Source organism: Dyella thiooxydans, assembly GCF_001641285.1.
GTDB classification, from domain to species: Bacteria; Pseudomonadota; Gammaproteobacteria; order Xanthomonadales; family Rhodanobacteraceae; genus Dyella_A; species Dyella_A thiooxydans.
In genome coordinates this window covers 3,518,664-3,536,703 of sequence record NZ_CP014841.1, presented here as the reverse complement: position 1 = coordinate 3,536,703, position 18,040 = coordinate 3,518,664, and the positions used below count along the sequence as shown (strand labels likewise).

At 64.5% G+C, this 18,040-nt stretch carries 16 protein-coding genes and 1 pseudogene; 15 read left to right on the top strand and 2 right to left on the bottom strand.

Annotated features, from left to right (window positions below; translation table 11 throughout):
- Positions 1–20 precede the first annotated feature (20 nt).
- The 3 genes from fdhF to ATSB10_RS15865 all read left to right on the top strand — a co-directional run bounded on the left by fdhF (position 21) and on the right by ATSB10_RS15865 (position 4,967).
- Positions 21–2,906: a formate dehydrogenase subunit alpha gene (fdhF, locus tag ATSB10_RS15875; protein WP_063673705.1), complete on the top strand. Its 2,886-nt coding sequence runs from the start codon at positions 21–23 to the stop codon at positions 2,904–2,906.
- Positions 2,907–2,931: 25 nt separating this feature from the next.
- Positions 2,932–3,162 carry a formate dehydrogenase subunit delta gene (locus ATSB10_RS15870; RefSeq protein ID WP_063673704.1) on the top strand — a complete coding sequence of 77 codons (231 nt, stop codon included), beginning with the start codon at positions 2,932–2,934 and terminating at the stop codon, positions 3,160–3,162.
- A 119-nt stretch (positions 3,163–3,281) separates the two neighbouring features.
- Positions 3,282–4,967: a type IV secretory system conjugative DNA transfer family protein gene (locus tag ATSB10_RS15865; protein WP_063673703.1), complete on the top strand. Its 1,686-nt coding sequence runs from the start codon at positions 3,282–3,284 to the stop codon at positions 4,965–4,967.
- A gap of 33 nt (positions 4,968–5,000) precedes the next feature.
- Here the strand turns inward: ATSB10_RS15865 and ATSB10_RS19470 are convergent, their stop codons facing one another.
- Entirely contained in the window at positions 5,001–5,282 is a 282-nt protein-coding gene (locus ATSB10_RS19470; RefSeq protein ID WP_157469313.1) for a hypothetical protein, read from the bottom strand.
- 415 nt (positions 5,283–5,697) lie between these two features.
- On the opposite strand from ATSB10_RS19470, the gene ATSB10_RS15860 reads away from it, so the two are divergent.
- From ATSB10_RS15860 to ATSB10_RS19075, 12 genes are all read left to right on the top strand, one after another.
- On the top strand, positions 5,698–6,234 hold the full coding sequence (locus tag ATSB10_RS15860) for a hypothetical protein (RefSeq protein ID WP_335645872.1): 537 nt from the start codon (positions 5,698–5,700) through the stop codon (positions 6,232–6,234).
- Between the two features lie 40 nt (positions 6,235–6,274).
- Positions 6,275–7,147 (top strand): VirB8 family type IV secretion system protein, encoded by an 873-nt coding sequence (locus ATSB10_RS15855; RefSeq protein WP_063673702.1) that lies wholly within the window; start codon positions 6,275–6,277, stop codon positions 7,145–7,147.
- On the top strand, positions 7,147–7,917 hold the full coding sequence (locus ATSB10_RS15850) for a TrbG/VirB9 family P-type conjugative transfer protein (RefSeq protein WP_063673701.1): 771 nt from the start codon (positions 7,147–7,149) through the stop codon (positions 7,915–7,917). Before ATSB10_RS15855 ends, ATSB10_RS15850 begins: the two co-directional genes overlap by 1 nt.
- A complete protein-coding gene (gene virB10 / locus ATSB10_RS15845) occupies positions 7,914–9,089 on the top strand; it encodes a type IV secretion system protein VirB10 (protein ID WP_063673700.1) in 1,176 nt (391 codons plus the stop codon). The genes ATSB10_RS15850 and virB10 overlap by 4 nt, the downstream gene beginning before the upstream one ends.
- 10 nt (positions 9,090–9,099) lie before the next feature.
- Positions 9,100–10,131 (top strand): P-type DNA transfer ATPase VirB11, encoded by a 1,032-nt coding sequence (gene virB11, locus ATSB10_RS15840; protein WP_063673699.1) that lies wholly within the window; start codon positions 9,100–9,102, stop codon positions 10,129–10,131.
- Positions 10,132–10,147: 16 nt separating this feature from the next.
- Entirely contained in the window at positions 10,148–10,993 is an 846-nt protein-coding gene (locus ATSB10_RS19860; RefSeq protein ID WP_063673698.1) for a lytic transglycosylase domain-containing protein, read from the top strand.
- A gap of 180 nt (positions 10,994–11,173) precedes the next feature.
- Entirely contained in the window at positions 11,174–11,578 is a 405-nt protein-coding gene (locus ATSB10_RS15830) for a TrbC/VirB2 family protein (RefSeq protein WP_063673697.1), read from the top strand.
- Positions 11,571–11,879 (top strand): VirB3 family type IV secretion system protein, encoded by a 309-nt coding sequence (locus ATSB10_RS15825; RefSeq protein ID WP_017463877.1) that lies wholly within the window; start codon positions 11,571–11,573, stop codon positions 11,877–11,879. The genes ATSB10_RS15830 and ATSB10_RS15825 overlap by 8 nt, the downstream gene beginning before the upstream one ends.
- A 48-nt stretch (positions 11,880–11,927) precedes the next feature.
- Complete coding sequence (locus ATSB10_RS15820; RefSeq protein ID WP_063673696.1) at positions 11,928–14,402, top strand: VirB4 family type IV secretion/conjugal transfer ATPase; 2,475 nt, start codon at positions 11,928–11,930, stop codon at positions 14,400–14,402.
- 13 nt (positions 14,403–14,415) lie between these two features.
- Positions 14,416–15,204: a TrbJ/VirB5 family protein gene (locus ATSB10_RS15815; protein ID WP_063673695.1), complete on the top strand. Its 789-nt coding sequence runs from the start codon at positions 14,416–14,418 to the stop codon at positions 15,202–15,204.
- 84 nt (positions 15,205–15,288) lie between these two features.
- A complete protein-coding gene (locus tag ATSB10_RS15810; protein ID WP_063673694.1) occupies positions 15,289–16,404 on the top strand; it encodes a TrbL/VirB6 family protein in 1,116 nt (371 codons plus the stop codon).
- Positions 16,401–16,907 (top strand): DUF4189 domain-containing protein, encoded by a 507-nt coding sequence (locus ATSB10_RS19075; RefSeq protein WP_083966261.1) that lies wholly within the window; start codon positions 16,401–16,403, stop codon positions 16,905–16,907. The genes ATSB10_RS15810 and ATSB10_RS19075 overlap by 4 nt, the downstream gene beginning before the upstream one ends.
- A 941-nt stretch (positions 16,908–17,848) precedes the next feature.
- On the opposite strand, the pseudogene ATSB10_RS19465 reads toward ATSB10_RS19075, so the two are convergent.
- A pseudogene (locus tag ATSB10_RS19465) lies at positions 17,849–18,000 on the bottom strand (IS3-like element ISXac4 family transposase); the annotation flags it as partial.
- Positions 18,001–18,040 lie beyond the last annotated feature (40 nt).

The following is an 18,040-nucleotide window of genomic DNA, read 5'->3' as shown; positions in this document are numbered from 1 at the left end:
CGCGCGCTGGAGGTTCCCCCATGCTTTCCATCGTCGAAATCGACCGCGGCACCCCGGCCGCCGCGTCCACGAAGACCGTCTCGCTGGAGATCGACGGCCGTTCGATCGCGGTGCCGGAAGGCACCTCGGTGATGCGCGCGGCCTCGCTGGCCGGCATCGCCATCCCCAAGCTGTGCGCCACCGAGATGCTCGACGCGTTCGGTTCGTGCCGGCTGTGCCTGGTGGAGATCGAGGGCCGCAAAGGCTATCCGGCCTCGTGCACCACGCCGGTAACCGAAGGCATGAAGGTCGCCACGCAGACGCCGAAGCTGGCCGAGATCCGCCGCGGCGTGATGGAGCTGTACATCTCCGACCATCCGCTGGACTGCCTCACCTGCCCGGCCAACGGCCACTGCGAGCTGCAGGACATGGCCGGCGTGGTCGGCCTGCGCGAGGTGCGCTACGGCTACGACGGCGCCAACCACGTCTACGCCAAGCAGTCCGACGGCTCGGCCAACCCGCTGTTCGTGGCCAAGGACACCTCCACCCCTTACTTCACCTTCGATCCATCCAAGTGCATCGTCTGCTCGCGCTGCGTGCGCGCCTGCGACGAGGTGCAGGGCACCTTCGCGCTGACCATCCAGGGCCGCGGCTTCGATTCCAAGGTGTCGCCCAGCCAGGACGAGAACTTCCTCGACTCCGAGTGCGTCTCCTGCGGCGCCTGCGTGCAGGCCTGCCCCACCGCCACGCTCAGCGAGAACACCCTGATCGAGCGCGGCCAGGCCGAACACAGCGTCACCACCACCTGTGCCTACTGCGGCGTGGGCTGCAGCTTCCGCGCCGAGATGAAGGGCGAGGAGATCGTGCGCATGGTGCCGAACCAGGACGGCCAGGCGAACCACGGCCACTCCTGCGTCAAGGGCCGCTTCGCGATCGGCTACGCTAGCCATCCGGACCGCATCACCACGCCGATGATCCGCAAGAAGATCTCCGACCCGTGGCAGGTGGTGAGCTGGGAGGAAGCCTTCGCCTACACCGCCAGCGAGTTCAAGCGCATCCAGGCGAAATACGGCAAGCACGCCGTCGGCGGCATCACCTCCTCGCGCTGCACCAACGAGGAGACCTACCTGGTGCAGAAGCTGGTGCGCGCCGGCTTCGGCAACAACAACGTGGACACCTGCGCCCGCGTCTGCCACTCGCCGACCGGCTACGGCCTGAAGTCCACCCTGGGCGAGTCGGCCGGCACCCAGGACTTCGACTCGATCCGCGCCACCGACGTGGTGCTGGTGATCGGTGCCAACCCTACCGACGCGCACCCGGTGTTCGGCTCGCAGATGAAGCAGCGCCTGCGCCAGGGCGCCAAACTGATCGTGGTCGACCCGCGCCGCATCGACCTGGTGCGCTCGCCGCACATCAAGGCGGACTTCCACCTCAAGCTCAAGCCCGGCACCAACGTCGCCGTGCTCAACACGCTGGCCCACGTGATCGTCACCGAGGGGCTGGTGAAGGACGACTTCGTCGCCGCCCGCTGCGAGCCGGACGCCTTCCAGCGCTGGAAGGATTTCGTCTCGCAGGAAAAGTACAGCCCCGAGGCGATGGAAGCGACCACCGGCGTGCCCGCCGCGCTGGTGCGCGGCGCCGCGCGGCTGTACGCCACCGGCGGCAACGGCGCGATCTACTACGGCCTGGGCGTCACCGAACACGCGCAGGGCTCCACCGCGGTGATGGGCATCGCCAATCTGGCCATGGCCACCGGCAACATCGGCCGCGAGGGCGTGGGCGTGAACCCGCTGCGCGGCCAGAACAACGTGCAGGGCTCGTGCGACATGGGCTCGTTCCCGCACGAGTTCCCCGGCTACCGCCACGTCGGCGACACCGCCACCCGCCAGCTGTTCGAGAAGGCCTGGGGCGTGCCGCTGCTGGACGAGCCCGGCCTGCGCATCCCCAACATGTTCGAGGCCGCGCTGGACGGCAGCTTCCTCGGCCTGTACGTCGAGGGCGAGGACATCGCCCAGTCCGACCCGGACACCCAGCACGTCACCGCCGCGCTCGGCGCGATGGAGTGCGTGGTGGTGCAGGACCTGTTCCTCAACGAGACGGCCAAGTACGCCCACGTGTTCCTGCCGGGCAGCTCGTTCCTGGAGAAGGACGGCACCTTCACCAACGCCGAGCGCCGCATCTCGCGCGTGCGCAAGGTGATGAAGCCGCTGTCCGGCTACGCCGACTGGGAGATCACCCAGAAGCTGGCGCAGGCGATGGGCTACCCGATGAACTACAGCCACCCGTCCGAGATCATGGACGAGATCGCCGCGCTCACCCCGACCTTCCACGGCGTCAGCTTCGCCCGGATCGACCAGCTCGGCTCGATCCAGTGGCCGTGCAACGACGAGCACCCGGACGGCACACCGGTGATGCACGTCGACGAGTTCGTGCGCGGCAAGGGCCGCTTCATGCTCACCGAGTACGTGCCCACTCGTGAGAAGGTCAACGCCGAGCACCCGCTGATCCTCACCACCGGCCGCATCCTCAGCCAGTACAACGTGGGCGCGCAGACCCGCCGCACGGAAAACTCCATGTGGCACGAGGAGGACCGGCTGGAGATCCACCCGCACGACGCCGAGGAGCGCGGCATCAACGACGGCGACTGGGTCGGCATCTCCAGCCGCAGCGGCGAGACCGTGCTGCGCGCCAAGATCGCCGACCGCATGCAGCCGGGCGTGGTCTACACCACGTTCCACTTCCCGGGTTCGGGCGCCAACGTGATCACCACCGACAATTCCGACTGGGCCACCAACTGCCCGGAGTACAAGGTCACCGCGGTGCAGGTGATCAAGGTGAACCAGCCCTCGGCCTGGCAGAAGCGTTTCCAGAGCTTCGACCAGCAGCAGCAGGACCTGCTCAGGGCGGCCGAAACCGCCGACCGCTGACGTCCGGATACAGGATCACGCCACGATGAACATCGACACCCTCACCCGGATGGTCAACGACATCGCGAACTACTTCGCCGCCGAACCGGACCACGCCGCCGGCGTGGCCGGCATCGCCGACCACCTGAAGAAGTTCTGGGACCCGGTGATGCGCAAGCAGATCATCGCCCACCTGGAGGCCGGCGGTGAGGGCCTGGAGCCGATGGCGAAGGAAGCCGTGCAGAAGCTCGCCTCGCTGCAGACCGCGGCCGCCTGAAACCGCTCCACCCGGAGATGTGACACAGACCCGGCCTACACGAATCCGCGTGGGCAGCGGGCTCGGCTTGGCGTTTTCCGTGGCTTACCATCGCGGCTCCACACCAAGGACGGGATGGCATGCACAAGGGAAAGGTATGGACGGCGGCGGCGCTCGGCGTGGCCGCCCTGGCCGCGGGCGATGGATTGTCGGGCTGGCTGACGCTGCGTTTTCTCGAGTTGGGCACGCAGTCGCTGCGCTGGAACACTTACTTCACCTACGTACGGGCCCTGCACCTGCCGCAGGTGCAGCCCTATGCCGGTCGCATCCAAGCAGCCGGCTGGCTCGGGTTCGGGTTGCCACTGCTGCTCTGGCTGGTCGCGCTCTATTTCCTGTTGCGGTCGAAGCGGCCCTCCCTGCACGGCGACGCACGCTTCGCCAAGGGCGGCGAGCTGTCCAGCCACGGGCTGTTCAAGCCGGCCGATGACGGCATCCTGGTCGGCAAGTTCCACGGCCGGCTGGTGCGTCTCAGCGGCCAGCAGTTCGTGATCCTCGCCGCGCCCACCCGTTCGGGCAAGGGCGTGGGTGTGGTCATCCCCAACCTGCTGGAGTACCGCGAGTCGGTGGTGGTGCTGGACATCAAGCAGGAGAACTACGAACTCACCAGCGGCTGGCGCGCCGCGCAGGGGCAGGAGGTGTTCCTGCTCAACCCGTTCGCGGAGGACCGCCGCACGCACCGCTGGAATCCGCTCAGCTACGTCTCCAAGGACCCGGCGTTTCGCGTTTCGGACCTGATGAGCATTGCCGCGATGCTCTACCCGGACGGTGCCGATGACCAGAAATTCTGGGTCAGCCAGGCACGCAACGCGTTCATGGCCTTCGCGCTGTTCCTGTTCGAGGCCTGGGACGACACCGAACGGCGCGGCGTGCCGGCCTCGCTGCGCACGAAGCCCACGCTCGGCGAGATCTACCGGTTGTCCTCAGGCGACGGCACCGAGCTGAAGGCGTTCTACCAGCAGCTCGCGCAGCAGCCGTTCCTCGGCGCCAACGCGAAGTCCGCCTTCGCCAACCTGCTGTCGCAGGCGGCGGAGACCTTCGCCTCGATCCTGGGCACCTTCAAGGAGCCGCTCAACGCGTGGATCAATCCGGTACTCGATGCGGCCACCAGCGCCGACGACTTCCTGCTCACCGACGTACGCAAGAAGAGGATGACCATCTACATCGGCATCCAGCCGAACAAGCTGGCCGAGAGCCGGCTGATCGTGAACCTGTTCTTCAGCCAGCTGATCAACCTCAACACCCGCGAGCTGCCGCAGAACAATCCGGCGCTGAAGCACCAGTGCCTGCTGCTGATGGACGAGTTCACCTCGATCGGCCGGGTCGAGATCATCGCTTCGGCGGTGTCGTACATGGCCGGATACAACATCCGTCTGCTGCCGATCATCCAGAGCATGGCCCAGCTGGACGCGACCTACGGCAAGGACATCTCGCGCACGATGATCACGAACCACGCGCTGCAGATCGTCTACGCGCCGCGCGAGCAGCAGGACGCCAACGACTATTCGGAGATGCTCGGCTACACCACGGTGCGCAAGCAGAACGTCACCCGCGGCCGCACCCGTGCCGACGTCTCGCGCAGCCACACCGAGGAACGGCGGGCGCTGATGCTGCCGCAGGAACTCAAGGCGATGGGCACGGGCAAGGAAGTCTTCTTCTACGAGGGCATCCCGCACCCGGTGAAGTGCGACAAGATCCGCTACTACCAGGACAAACACTTCACCTCGCGGCTGCTGCCGAAGGTGACGATTCCCGAGCTCACCGTGTGACGCGTCCGCGTGTAGGAAGAAGCTGACACCGAATCAGTCGATGCCTCGTTTTTTGCGCCCGAACGGCCGCTCGACCGACACGTCAGATGTGAGACCGATCGCAAAATCGAGAATCCGCCCCGCGTCGTTCCGGACATCCACGGGGCCGTCGAAGACGTGACGGGACGCACAAATCAGCGCTGCAACAAAACGTGCGAAAGCGGGCCGTGGCTCGCGCCACCACGCGCTTTTCCGGATGCCCTGCGCCACCTGCCAGCCCTTGTCGCACAAGCGCTGCGCCGCACGTGACAAGCAGATGTCGGTGCTTCCGCCCACGGCCTGCGACCGATCGATCAAACGATCGAATGGAAGTGGGTTCAGCGCACGCCCGGGAATTTTTCAAGCAGGATTTTCCTATTGGCAGGGCACGCCGCTTTTGGCAAAACTTTGCCGCGGATGGTCGAGCCATCCACAGAGGGCGTACTCCGAATCGCCGCGAACAGGCGATGCGCATCCGGCACCGATGAGCAAGGAGCACGTCGCAGGAAGCAACTCCCGCGAGCAAGAGCCAAGGATCGCCATGGAACGGGCAGCACGTCCCGGTGGCACGCAGCCACCGTTTCCCCGATATCCGTCTGCCGTCGCACCAGCCTGCGACGCGGACGAGTCTTGTCCGTCGATCGCAACCCTCGGGACACACGGATCGTTTTGACACGGCCGGACACCCCGGCACGCCAGGCAGGAACGCAGGATGCGCTTGAACATCGAGCCCCACGCGGGGCCCACACTCTCTTCCATCGCAACGCACACGCGCGCCGAGCCGCGCGTCGCGGCCAGCGCCTCACGGCGAGCCCGCGGCAAGCGGCATGCGCTCGCTGGACTGCTGGTCCTCGCTGCGCTCGCCCTGGCCGGGTGTGGCACCCAGCCGGCGCGCGACTTCCGTGGCTCGTGGAAACCGGTCAACCGGTTCCAGGCCCGGCCCACCGAGATTCCGCTGGAGCAGCCGTACACCTTCTTCGCCGCCCCGCTGGATGAAACGCTGCGCACGATGCTCGAGCGCTGGGCGAAGGACACCGGTCGCACGCTGGATTACGAACTGGGCTACGACGTCACCCTGTATCGACCGGTGTCGGACATCCACACGGCGGACCTGGCGCAGGCCACCGAGGAGCTGAGCAGGATCTACGCCGCCCAGGGCGTACAGGTCGTCGGCCAGCCACGGCGGATCCTGGTCCGCGCTGCCGCCGGCGGTGCAGCGTCCGCGCCGGCGACGGGAGCACGCCCATGATGCCGCCGCGCCACCGCCGCACGACCACGGAAGCCCCGCGATGAACATGAAGAAGTCCCCCACGCCGGCGATCGACAAGGCCGTCGCCCGCTCGGTCAATTTCGAGCTGAGCATCGCCGACATTGCGCGGCGCAGCGAACGGCGCGCCTGGATGGTGGCTTTCAGTGCCATCGGCATGTCGCTGATCCTCGCCGCCGGCTATTTCTACATGCTTCCGCTCAAGCAGAAGGTGCCCTACCTGGTGATGGCCGACGCCTATACCGGCACCGCCACGGTGGCCCACCTGACCGGCAACTTCGGCCCGCACGGCATCACCGCGAACGAGGCGATCAACCGCAGCAACGTCGCCCACTTCGTGCTGGCGCGTGAATCGTACGACCTGGCCATGCTGAACCTGGGCGACTGGAAGACGGTGCAGACCATGGCCTCGCCGGGGGTAAAGGCCGAATACATGGCCGAGTACTCCTCGCAGAACCCGGACAGCCTGTACAAGCAGTACGGCAAGGACCGCGCGATCCGTATCCGCCTGCTCAGCATCGTCCTGCTCGACGCCGGTCCGGGCCGCCCGCCACGCGGTGCCACCGTGCGCTTCCAGCGCAGCCTGTACGACAAGGCCACCGGCGCGACGCATCCGATGGACAACAAGATCGCGACGCTGGAGTTCACCTACAAGCCGAACCTGGAGATGGACGACCAGAGCCGCATCGAGAACCCGCTCGGCTTCTGGGTCACCAGCTACCGCGTCGATAACGACTACGCCTCGGCGCCGCCGCCGGAGGTGGCCGCCGCCCCGGCGCCCACTGTGGTCGAGCCTGCCGCGCCATCCGCCGCCGCACCCTCGGCGAGCGGGCCGGCGCCCGGCCCGGCCCAGGCCGGCTCCACGGCAACACCTGCTACGGGAGCGACGCCGTAATGCGCCGCCGCCCGTCCCTACTACGACTCGTCGCCCTGGGCCTCGTCCTGCTGCTGGTCATGCCCCTGGCCATGGCCCAGGCGCTGCAGACCTACGACTACCAGCCAGACCGCATCTACCCCGTGCGTACCGGACTGGGTATCACCACCCAGATCGAACTGAGCCCGAGCGAGAAGATCCTCGACTACAGCACCGGCTTCAGCAGCGGCTGGGAGCTGACCCGACGCGACAACGTCTTCTACCTCAAGCCAAAGAACGTCGACGTGGACACCAACATGATGGTCCGCACGGCGACGCACTCGTACATCTTCGAGCTGAAGGTGGTGGCCACCGACTGGAAGACGCTGGACCAGGCGCGCCGTGCCGGCGTGCAGTACAAGATCACCTTCAAGTACCCGGACGACACCAGCTTCGCGGCAGCCAAGAAGCAGCAGGAGAACGCGTCCGCGCAGAGTGCCGCACTGGTGCCGGGGCGCAGCTACAACTTCGACTACGACTACGCCACACGCACCGCGAAGAAGGCGCCCTGGCTGGTGCCGGTCAACGTCTACGACGATGGCCGCTTCACCTACATCCGCATGAGCGACATGAAGGCATTCCCGACCGGTGACTTCCCGGCGGTCTTCATGCGCGAGACAGAGCACGGCGAGGACTCGCTCGTGAACACCACCGTGGAAGGCAACACGATCATCGTCCACGGCACCTACGCCTACCTGGTGATCCGGCACGGCGACTACGTCGTGGGCCTGCGAAGGAACGTGAAGAAGTGAGCGCCCAAACACCCCATGAGCCCGGCGACGAGCACGGGCACGAAGCACCGACGGACCCGCGGCACGATCCGGTAGCCGGCAACCCCTACGCCAGCCACTACCAGCAGCGCATCGAGGAACCGGATCTGGACGCCGGCGCCCCGCAACTGCGTACCGCGGAACTGCGGCGCATGAATCGCCGCGCGCTGTTCCTGCTGGCCGCCGTCGTGCTGCTGTTGCTGATGGTCGCCTACTGGATGATCCAGAGCGCGATGACCCCGCGCGAGCGGCCCAAGATGCGCGAGGAAAAAGTCACCGTCGCCGAAGCTCCCGCGGCGGTGGCGCTGCCGCAGCTGCCCCGGCCGGCGCCCGCGCCCGTGGCGGCAGCCCAGCCGATTCCCCTGATGCCGCCGCCGCGCGCACCCGCGTTGCCGCGGACGCCCGCCGCACATGCGCCGCAGGAACCCAGCCTGGTCCAGCGCCGCATTGCCGCCGCCGAGGCTGGCGAGGCCGCGCCGCCGACGATTCCGGCAGCGCTTCCTTCTGCGGGCAACGGCCTGCCGGGCAGTGCCGATTCGGAGATCACCAGCGCCCAGCCGCTGACCAAGCCGGATACGCTGATGCAGCGCGGCACCTATATCCGCTGCGTGCTGGAGACGCGGATCATCTCCGACATCTCCGGCTACAGCACCTGCCTGGTGACCGAGCCGGTGTACTCGTTCAACGGGCACACGCTGCTTTTGCCGAAGGGCTCGAAGATCCTGGGCTCGTACCAGAAGAACCAGAGCCAGCGACGCGTCGAAGTGGTGTGGGACCGCATCATCACCCCGACCGGCATCGACGTGAACATGAAGAGCCCTGGCATCGACAACCTGGGCGGCGCCGGCCTGCCCGGCCAGTACGACGCGCACTGGGGCAGCCGCATCGGCGCAGCCCTGCTGATCAGCATGCTCAGCGATGCGTTCAAGTACGAGGCCGCCAAGCACGGCCCGACCACCACCACCATCAGCAACGGCTACGTCACCCAGGAGCCGTTCGAAAGCAATACCGCCCGCACCGTGCAGAACCTGGCCAACCAGGCCGTGCGCGAAGCGGCGAACCGCCCGCCGACCGTGACCATCAACCAGGGCACCGTCATCTACGTCTACGTCGCCAAGGACGTCGACTTCAGCGGCGTGGTCGCGCGGTTCTGAGGAGCAGGTCATGGACGACCGGATGGCAGCCATCTCCAGCGACTTCCTCGACTACCAGTACGAGGTGCTGGGGCTGCGCGAGTTCATGGCCTCGCCGGACGTCACCGAGATCTGCATCAACCAGCCGGGCGAGATCTACCTGGAGCGGCGCGGCGGGTGGCACCGGGTCGACGTGCCCTCGCTCACCTTCGAGCGAGCGCGCCAGTTCTGCACCGCGGTGATCAACGAGAGCAATACCGGCCAGCGCATCACCGACGTGGATCCGGTGGTCTCGCTCACCTTCCCCACCGGCCAGCGCGCGCAATTCGTGATCCCGCCGGCCTGCGAGGCCGGCCGGGTCTCGATCACCATCCGGCTGCCGTCCAAACAGCTGCGCACGCTGGAGCAGTACCAGGCGGACGGCTTCTTCGACGAGATCGTCGAGGTGCAGCAGGGTATCGGCGAGCAGGACAGCGAGCTGCTCGAGCTGCGCGCCGGGCGCCGCTACGCCGAGTTCTTCCAGCGAGCCGTGCTTAACAAGAAGAACATCGTGGTATCCGGCGCTACCGGCAGCGGCAAGACCACCTTCATGAAGTCGCTGGTCAACCACATCCCCGCCGACGAGCGGCTGGTGACGATCGAGGACGCGCGCGAACTGTTCATCGCGCAGCCGAACGTGGTGCACCTGCTGTACTCCAAGGGTGGCCAGAGCGCGAGCAATGTCACCGCCAAGAGCTGCATGGAGGCCTGCCTTCGCATGAAGCCGGACCGCATCATCCTGGCCGAGCTGCGCGGCGACGAATCGTTCTACTTCATCCGCAACTGCGCCTCGGGTCACCCCGGCTCGATCACCAGTTGCCACGCCGGCAGTACCGAGCAGACCTGGGACCAGCTCGCACTGATGGTGAAGGCCTCAAACGAGGGCGCCGGGCTGGAGTTCGACACGATCAAGCGCCTGCTGCGCATGACCATCGACATCGTCGTGCACATCAAGGCCCACGCCGGGCGCCGCTGCATCACCGGCATCGACTTCGACCCCGGCCGCGCGGCCGCGGGCCACTGAGAACGAGGAGTCCGTCATGCTCGCCGCCGTCGACCTGTCCATGTGCCCCAACCTTGCCGTCCCGGCCGAGGTGATGCAGCACATCGCCCAGGTGGAATCCGGCAACAATCCCTTCGCCATCGGCGTGGTGGGTGGACGGCTGCAGCACCAGCCGCGCAACCTCGCCGAAGCCACGGCCACCGCGCGCATGCTGGAGAGCCGGGGCTACAACTATTCGCTGGGCATTGCCCAGGTGAACCGCGCCAACCTCGGACGTTTCGGGCTGGACACCTACGCCAGGGCCTTCGATCGCTGCAGCAACCTGGAGGCGGGCGCCAGCATCCTCGCCGACTGCTACGCACGCGCCCGGGGCCACTGGGGCAAGGCGTTCAGCTGCTACTACTCGGGCAATTTCGTCACCGGTTACCGCGACGGCTACGTGCAGCGGGTATACGCCTCCATGAGTACACCGGGGGACCGTGGCGGTGGTGCGCCCGCCATCCCGCTGGAACGGGGCAAGCCCGTCCGGAAGCACACGCACGACCCGGCGGGCTCTGTGTCCAACCGCCTCGTCGCCCTCCGCAGCGTGGCGCTGGATACGGCCGCCACGGCCGTCGTCTCGAAGGTGGCCCTGTCGCCGGGGATACCTGCTGTCGATGGCGATGAAGGCCGCGGCTCGTCTGCGGCAGACACTACGCCCACTCCGACCCCGCCGGTCGCCGCGCGACCCGCTGGGGCGTCGACCGACGACGTCTTCCACCCCATCGTGCGCGGCCCCGGCGATCCGACCGCAACCGCCAGCGCTTCGCCATTACCGGCGCAGCGGGCGGTCGATCGCGCCGACCTGCGCCAGGAGCATGCCGATGCCGCCTTCGTGTTCTGAAACGGCTCGCACGCGACGCTTAGCCATGGCCACGTGCGCGCCACCGATCCGGCCAACTGGCCAACGCCCGGTCGCGAGTCCGCTCGCTCCCGGGTATCCACCGGACGGCCGCCCCTGACGGTCGCCCACCTTCCGGCCATGCATCCGGCCACCTGTTCAACGTCGACAAGGAAATTCGAGATGGCTCCGAACCTGACCCGCAAGGACTCCGTGCTTCACTCCCGGCGCACCCGCCTGTTCGTCTTCATGTGCCTCGCCGCACTGCTGGTGTTCGTGCTTCCGGGCACGGCGTTCGCACAAGGCGATGAGACCACCACCACTGTGTGCGGGTTCGCCAGCAGTATCAACAAGGTACTCAATGCTGTTTCCATCGTGGTGGTGACCATTGCGGTGATCTTCTCCGGCTACCAGATTGCCTTCGCACACAAGCGCATCTCCGACGTGTCACCGGTGCTGATCGGCGCGATCCTGATCGGCGCGGCAGGCCAGATTGCCAAGATGTTCCTTGCCGGCAGCACCACGGCCGCAGGTGCCACCGCGTGCACCGCGCAGGTGGTGACACACCTGCTGACGCACTATGCATAAGAACGCCCTGTTCCGTGGCTGCACCCGCCCGCCGATGTTCCTCGGCGTGCCGTACGTGCCGTTCTTCCTCGGCGCGGGCGGATGCATGCTGCTGGCGATGTACACCAACCTGTTCTACCTGCTGCTGATGCCGGTGGTGATTTTCGTGATGCGACAGATGGCGCGTCGCGACGAAATGATCTTCCGCCTGCTCGGCCTTCGCCTGCAGTTCCGCACGCGCATGCGCAACATCCGGGAAAACGACGGCATGTGGGTATTGACGCCCAACCTCTACCGCGACCCGGCCAAAACCAAACCGTGAGCCTCTCCGGGCACCCCGCAGCTGCGGGGTGCCCTCTGGATCTTCGTCATGCCCAAAGCCGCCTTCATTCCCGATACGCCGATCAGCGAGTTCGTCCCGCTGTCCACGCACGTGTCGCCCACGGTGCTCAAGACCACCGGCGGCGATTTCCTGCTGGTGTGGCGACTCGGCGGCCTGCCGTTCGTGGGTCGCGAGGAGTGGGAGATCGAGCACAGGCACAACACCTTCAACCGTCTGCTGCAGACCCTGCGCGCGCCGGATTTCGTCAACGTGGCGTTCTGGGTGCACGACATCCGCAGGCGCCGGCGCCTGCGCGACCACAGCCGGTTCGGCCAGGCCTTCAACCAGTCGCTGTCCGATGCCTACTACCAGGCGCTGTCGTCGCAAAAGTTGATGCAGAACGAGCTGTACCTGACCCTGCTCTACCGCCCCGTGGTCAGCGGCAAGCGCTTTGCCGAGAAGTCCGCCGACCTAACCCGGCTGGAAGCCGAGCAGGCCGATGCGGTCAACACCATCCTCGAGCTGGCCGGCAACGTCGAGGCCGTGCTCAAGGACTACGCACCGTACCGCCTGGGCATGTACGAGGCGGCCAACGGCGTGGTGTTCTCCGAAGCGCTGGAGTTCTACGGCTACCTGCTCAACCGCATCGACGAGCCCGTGCCGGTGTTGCCGGCCCCGGTGCCGGAGTACCTGCCGCTCAGCAAGCAGCGCTTCTCGGCCAAGACCGGCGACTTCGTGCTCACCACACCGGACGGCGCCAACCAGTTCGGCGCCATCCTCAACATCAAGGAATACACCGAGGGTACCTACCCGGGCATCCTCAACGGCCTGAAGTACCTGGATTTCGAGTACGTCATCACCCACTCCTTCAGCCCGATGGGCCGGCACGACGCGCTGAAGGCGCTGGATCGCACCAAGGGCATGATGATCTCTTCCGGCGACAAGGCCTTCAGCCAGATCGCCGAGCTGGACCAGGCGATGGACCAGCTGGCCTCCGGCAACTTCGTGCTGGGCGAATACCATTTCAGCATCGCCATCTACGCCACCAGCCAGGAGGCGCTGTCGCAGCAGATCGCCACCACGCGGGCCGAGCTGTCCAACGCGGGCTTCGTCTCGGTGAAGGAGGACCTGGCCGTCGCTGCCGCGTTCTATGCGCAATTCCCCGGCAACTGGAAGTACCGCACCCGGCTGGCCAACGTCAGCTCGCTGAACTTCCTCGGCCTGTGCCCGCTGCACAACTTCGCCACCGGCAAGAAGGACAACAATCCCTGGGGCGACTGTGTCACCACGCTGCAGACCACCAACGGCCAGCCCTACTACTTCAACTTCCACGCCACTCATCCGGCGGAGAACTCGCTCGGCGAGAAGGCGATCGCCAACACGATGGTCATCGGCAAGTCCGGTACCGGCAAGACGGCGCTGATCAACTTCCTGCTCAGCCAGGTGCAGAAGCTCAGTCCCTCGCCGACGATCTTCTTCTTCGACAAGGATCGCGGCGCGGAGATCTTCGTGCGCGCCTGCGGCGGCAACTACCTCGCGCTGGAGAACGGCCGACCGACAGGATTCAACCCGTTCCACTGCGAGCGGAGCGAAGCCAACGTGCAGTTCCTCGCTGAACTGGTGAAAGTGCTGGTCGGCAAGGCCGTCTACAGCTCGCGCGAGGAAGAGGACATCTTCCGTGCGGTAGAGAACATCCTCGACACACCGATGCACCTGCGCACGATGACCAACTTCCAGAAGAGCCTGCCCAACATGGGCGACGACGGCCTGTACATCCGCATGCGCAAATGGACCGCCGGCAACTCGCTGGGCTGGGTGTTCGACAACCCGGTCGACACCATCGACCTGGAGAAGGCCAGCATCATCGGCTTCGACTACACCGACATCATCGACAACCCGGAAGTCCGCGTGCCGGTAATCAACTACCTGCTGCACCGGCTGGAGGCACTGATCGACGGCCGGCCACTGATCTACGTGATGGACGAGTTCTGGAAGATTCTCGACGGCAAGGGCGGCCTCAAGGAATTCGCCAAGAACAAGCAGAAGACCATCCGCAAGCAGAATGGCCTGGGCATCTTCGCCACACAGAGCCCGGAAGACGCGCTCGCCAGCGACATCGCCGCTGCGCTGATCGAACAGACCGCCACGATGGTCCTGCTGCCCAACCCCAACGCCAGCCGCGAGGACTACGTCGACGGCCTCAAGCTCACCGAAGCGGAGTACCAGGTGGTAGTCAGCCTCGACGAGCGCTCCCGCTGCTTCCTGGTCAAGCAGGGCCACGCCAGCGCCGTCTGCCAGCTCAACCTGCGCGGCCTCGACGATCACCTGGCAGTGATCTCGGCCTCCACCGACAACATCGAGATCATGCACGAGGTGCTCGAGGCCCGCGCCCAGGCCGAAGGCTGTTCGCCGGACGACCTCACGCCGGAACAGTGGCTTGAGACGTTCTATGAGAACCGCAAGGGGAGCGGGAGAGGCACTGATCGAAACGTTCCGCGCGCAACACGCGTGGCTGTCCGCTAACTGTGGAGAACAGATGATGCGAAACGAGAATGCCGTCGTCCGGGACTTTGGGCTCAGCACTGTTGGACCCGGACTTGCCTCGCTGACCGCGGTCCTCCTGCTCTCCGGCGCAATCGGTAGCAGAGCCCATGCGCAAGTCCTCGTCACCGATGTCGCTTCGAACGCAACCCAGAAGTCAGAGCTCGCAAAGCAGGTCCTGCAGTACGAGAAGCAGATCCAGCAGTACACGACTCAGCTGGAACAGCTGCACAACATGCTGACCAAAATCGAGAGCCTCGGAAACGGCATTTCCCTTGTGCCCAAGAGGCTCGAGCCACTGAGTAGCGCCGACCAGGAAAAGCTCGCGGATCAGGCCTGTCCCGGAGCGCCGGCAAGTGCAGTCGTCGCTGGAGCGATCTCCGGCCTGCTGGGCAGCTCGCATCAGCCAATTGTCGTTCGCCAGAACCTGATATGCAGAACGATCGTCATGACGCAGGCCGACGAATACAACATCACTGCGCAAGCACTTTCATCGCTGACAGCCCAAGCGAGTACCGTCCAAAAGCTCAGCGAAATCATCAACTCCATCGGTACGTTCGGCGAGTCCAGCAGCGCGACATCCCAGGCGGAGCAATTCATGAGCCAGCTGAATCTCGCGGGGAATACCTGGCAAAAGCAGATCGAAGCGGACGAGAAGATGATCGCCACGCTTCGGGACCAGCAAGGCACGCTCGCGAAAGTGGCGCTCAATGGAAGCAACACGATTCTTGGCAACGTCGTGCAGGCCGCCGCGCTCAAGACTGCCTTCACCGTCAATGAGTAACTACAGAGTGCATCATGTCGTGAAGATGCGTATCGCCAGTGATAGCTTGCTGGCGCAGGTGTCTTTCCACGCCCAGGAATCACCATGAGCAACCTTGGCGACTACCTCTACTACGCGCTGGTCTACAACTATCTTCAACAGAAGATCGAAGACTTCCAGCACGACGTCCTCGCTAACATGATGACGTGGGCAAGTGGCATCGCGCTCGTGCTCATCACGCTCTGGATCATGATCCAGGGTTTCCGTCTGATCACCGGGCAGTCTCGCGATTCGATGATGGCCATGGTCGTCAACATGACGCGGATCGTGATCATCGTAACGGCGGCCACCTCCATGAGTATCTTCGGCGGATCCCTGCAGGGCATGCTGTCCGCCAACGGTACGCTTGGATCAGAGATCAGCCAGGTGGTCTCCGGTGAAGACTCGCCGGTCAGCGCCATTGACAAGAATATGGCCGCAACGCAGCTTTCCTTGGCCGCGATCGATGTCGTACAGGTTCCGCCTGGCGACAGTGCAACTGCCGATCAGAAGGCCCACGCCATGCTGCTGGCTGGCTTTGGTGCAGCCAGTCCTGCCATGGCAGCCGGTGCCATGCTGCTTCTCTATCAGTTCACCATGGCGATCTTCGTAGGGCTCGGACCACTGTTCATCCTTTGTCTGATCTTTGACCAGACCAAGGAACTCTTCAGGCGTTGGCTGCTCTACGGCATCGGCACGCTCTTTTCGATTGCCGTACTCTGCGTCGTCTCTAGCATCGTGCTCAAGCTCACCATCAATGTAGCCGTGGCCCTTTGGTCAGCCTCCGTCATCAACAGCATCACAGATCAAGGTGCCGAGGGCTTTTCGAGCCAGGCGCTCCAGCAAGGCGGTATCGGTTTGCTGCTTACCGTGCTCATCATCTCCGTCCCGCCGCTCGCCGCGGCTTTCTTCCAAGGCACGGTCGGTCAGTTCTTGCACTTCTCGGCGTTCGGAGGTGGATATGCAAACCGCCCTGGACCCCAGGGACAGCCTCCGGGGTCCTATGGCGCGGGACAGTCACCATCCTCTCCTATCTCAGGACAAACTCACTCTGGACAACTTAGCGGGGTCGGCGGCTTTGGCGGCGGCGCCCGCGCCATTCGAGTTTCCAATGATCCACGCTCGGCTTTCGCTGATGGCATAAAGGCCCAGACGCGCGAGCCATCGAGAGGTAATCCATGAACATTCATCGCTGGGTTCTTATGGGAGTGCTCTTGTTGATCGCGAGCAACGTTCATGCCGAGGGCGGATGCCCTCCGGGCATGATTCCTGCGAGCGGCACCAACATCAACTCTTGCATTCCCATTCCACAGGGGTACTACCAGAATAAAAAGAGCAACTCAGCCCAGACGCCACCGGAAAGATGGATAGATCGCTGGGGCGCAATTGCGACTTACGAACCCAATGGAAGCCTTGGAATCGCCGAAAATATGCCAAGCCAAGAGAGCGCAGAGCAGCTTGCGCTCGAAGATTGCCGGTCAAAGCACGGCTCCACATGCGAGGTGCAACTCTTTTATCGCAACCAATGTGCCGCAATGATTGTAAGTAACGGTGGATATAACGTAACGCCCGCCAAGACCATCGATGCCGCCGAAAGAAAGGGCATGGACATATGCAAGAAAGCAGGAGATTCCAACTGCCACGTTTATTACTCAGCTTGCAGCCTTCCGCAACGCATTCAATAGCAACAAGCACTGCAAGGGATAGAAGGAAGAATAAAACACGCTAGTGACACGATCTTTAGACCACTTCGTAGAAATTGACTAGATTGCCGCGTTGAACCCGCTTGCGCCCAGAAAGACAATTTCCGCCCTCTTTACCCATGGCTAAGTCGATCAACGCTCGCAGATGAATAAGAGCAAGCCGACTTAGATCAAAGGAGCAGCCTTACTGCGCAGTTGACCGCGGTGCCTGAGCAAGATCCGACGCCAACATTGAAGCCACGTCTCACAGAGCCGAAACCTCGACACGTTGATCAAACGCCGTTTGGACGTCATGGATTAGGCACACGACGCGCTCTGTAAAACGCGTCATAAATTGAAGGAAGCGCAAATGAAACCATGTGCTTTACTCACTATTTTCGCTCTAGGTGCAAGCTGCCTAGTTGCCACGCCCACCAGAGCCCAGACCGTGGATCCTTGCACTGTCTATGTATGCATGGCGGGCATCTCGGGATTCGGGAAAAGTGGCGGACCCGCATGCGTACCAGCACTGGCTTATTGGCATGCCCCCGCGCCGGCGGGATTGGCGGTTTATCACCCGCCCCAAGGGTTCAATCCGCCTGCCAGCGTTGTAAAGCGCACGACTTACCTAGAGAGCTGCGTGACCACGACAGTCAATCCTGATGTCGTAAGCGCCATCATCACCATGCATGGCTCGAAGCCGTAGGCTCCGATCCACTCCGGCAACAAGCAGATCATGTCCTCGCGGAGCATGCTTGCCCATCGGTCGGTTGATTCCGCAGAGCCAGGTTTGCTTTCCTGTCTGTGGAAGTGTCGGGCGGTCATCCGCAAGCGCTGCAGTCCTCTTTCTGTTGCCCCGCTCCGGGAGCATCCCGATGAACGGCGCACCTTGATCGACGAACTACTGGACTTGCATTAGCCGACGCCGAGTGGGGAAGCTTGCGCAGTGGCGGGTGGGAGTCCGCGGCACGCGACAAATCCACACAGGCGCAGAACCGGCGTAGCGGCCGTGCGTGTACCTCGATCAGGTACCCTACCGCCTCTCGCTTGCTCGCCGTCCCTACAGTTCTTTTTCGATCAGGTCCTTCATCGCAGCGATTAGACTCCAAACCACGGTGCTACTCAAAAGTGGGGGA

Bases quoted from the DNA above. Each gene is read 5' to 3' on its own strand.
- ATSB10_RS15860 (WP_335645872.1), top strand. From the start codon at position 5,698: ATGCGCTTGAACATCGAGCCCCACGCGGGGCCCACACTCTCTTCCATC.
- virB11 (WP_063673699.1), top strand. From the start codon at position 9,100: ATGGACGACCGGATGGCAGCCATCTCCAGCGACTTCCTCGACTACCAG.
- ATSB10_RS15820 (WP_063673696.1), top strand. From the start codon at position 11,928: ATGCCCAAAGCCGCCTTCATTCCCGATACGCCGATCAGCGAGTTCGTC.
- ATSB10_RS15855 (WP_063673702.1), top strand. From the start codon at position 6,275: ATGAACATGAAGAAGTCCCCCACGCCGGCGATCGACAAGGCCGTCGCC.
- ATSB10_RS15810 (WP_063673694.1), top strand. From the start codon at position 15,289: ATGAGCAACCTTGGCGACTACCTCTACTACGCGCTGGTCTACAACTAT.
- fdhF (WP_063673705.1), top strand. From the start codon at position 21: ATGCTTTCCATCGTCGAAATCGACCGCGGCACCCCGGCCGCCGCGTCC.
- ATSB10_RS15870 (WP_063673704.1), top strand. From the start codon at position 2,932: ATGAACATCGACACCCTCACCCGGATGGTCAACGACATCGCGAACTAC.
- ATSB10_RS19860 (WP_063673698.1), top strand. From the start codon at position 10,148: ATGCTCGCCGCCGTCGACCTGTCCATGTGCCCCAACCTTGCCGTCCCG.
- ATSB10_RS15865 (WP_063673703.1), top strand. From the start codon at position 3,282: ATGCACAAGGGAAAGGTATGGACGGCGGCGGCGCTCGGCGTGGCCGCC.
- ATSB10_RS15825 (WP_017463877.1), top strand. From the start codon at position 11,571: ATGCATAAGAACGCCCTGTTCCGTGGCTGCACCCGCCCGCCGATGTTC.
- ATSB10_RS15830 (WP_063673697.1), top strand. From the start codon at position 11,174: ATGGCTCCGAACCTGACCCGCAAGGACTCCGTGCTTCACTCCCGGCGC.
- ATSB10_RS15815 (WP_063673695.1), top strand. From the start codon at position 14,416: ATGATGCGAAACGAGAATGCCGTCGTCCGGGACTTTGGGCTCAGCACT.
- ATSB10_RS15850 (WP_063673701.1), top strand. From the start codon at position 7,147: ATGCGCCGCCGCCCGTCCCTACTACGACTCGTCGCCCTGGGCCTCGTC.
- ATSB10_RS19075 (WP_083966261.1), top strand. From the start codon at position 16,401: ATGAACATTCATCGCTGGGTTCTTATGGGAGTGCTCTTGTTGATCGCG.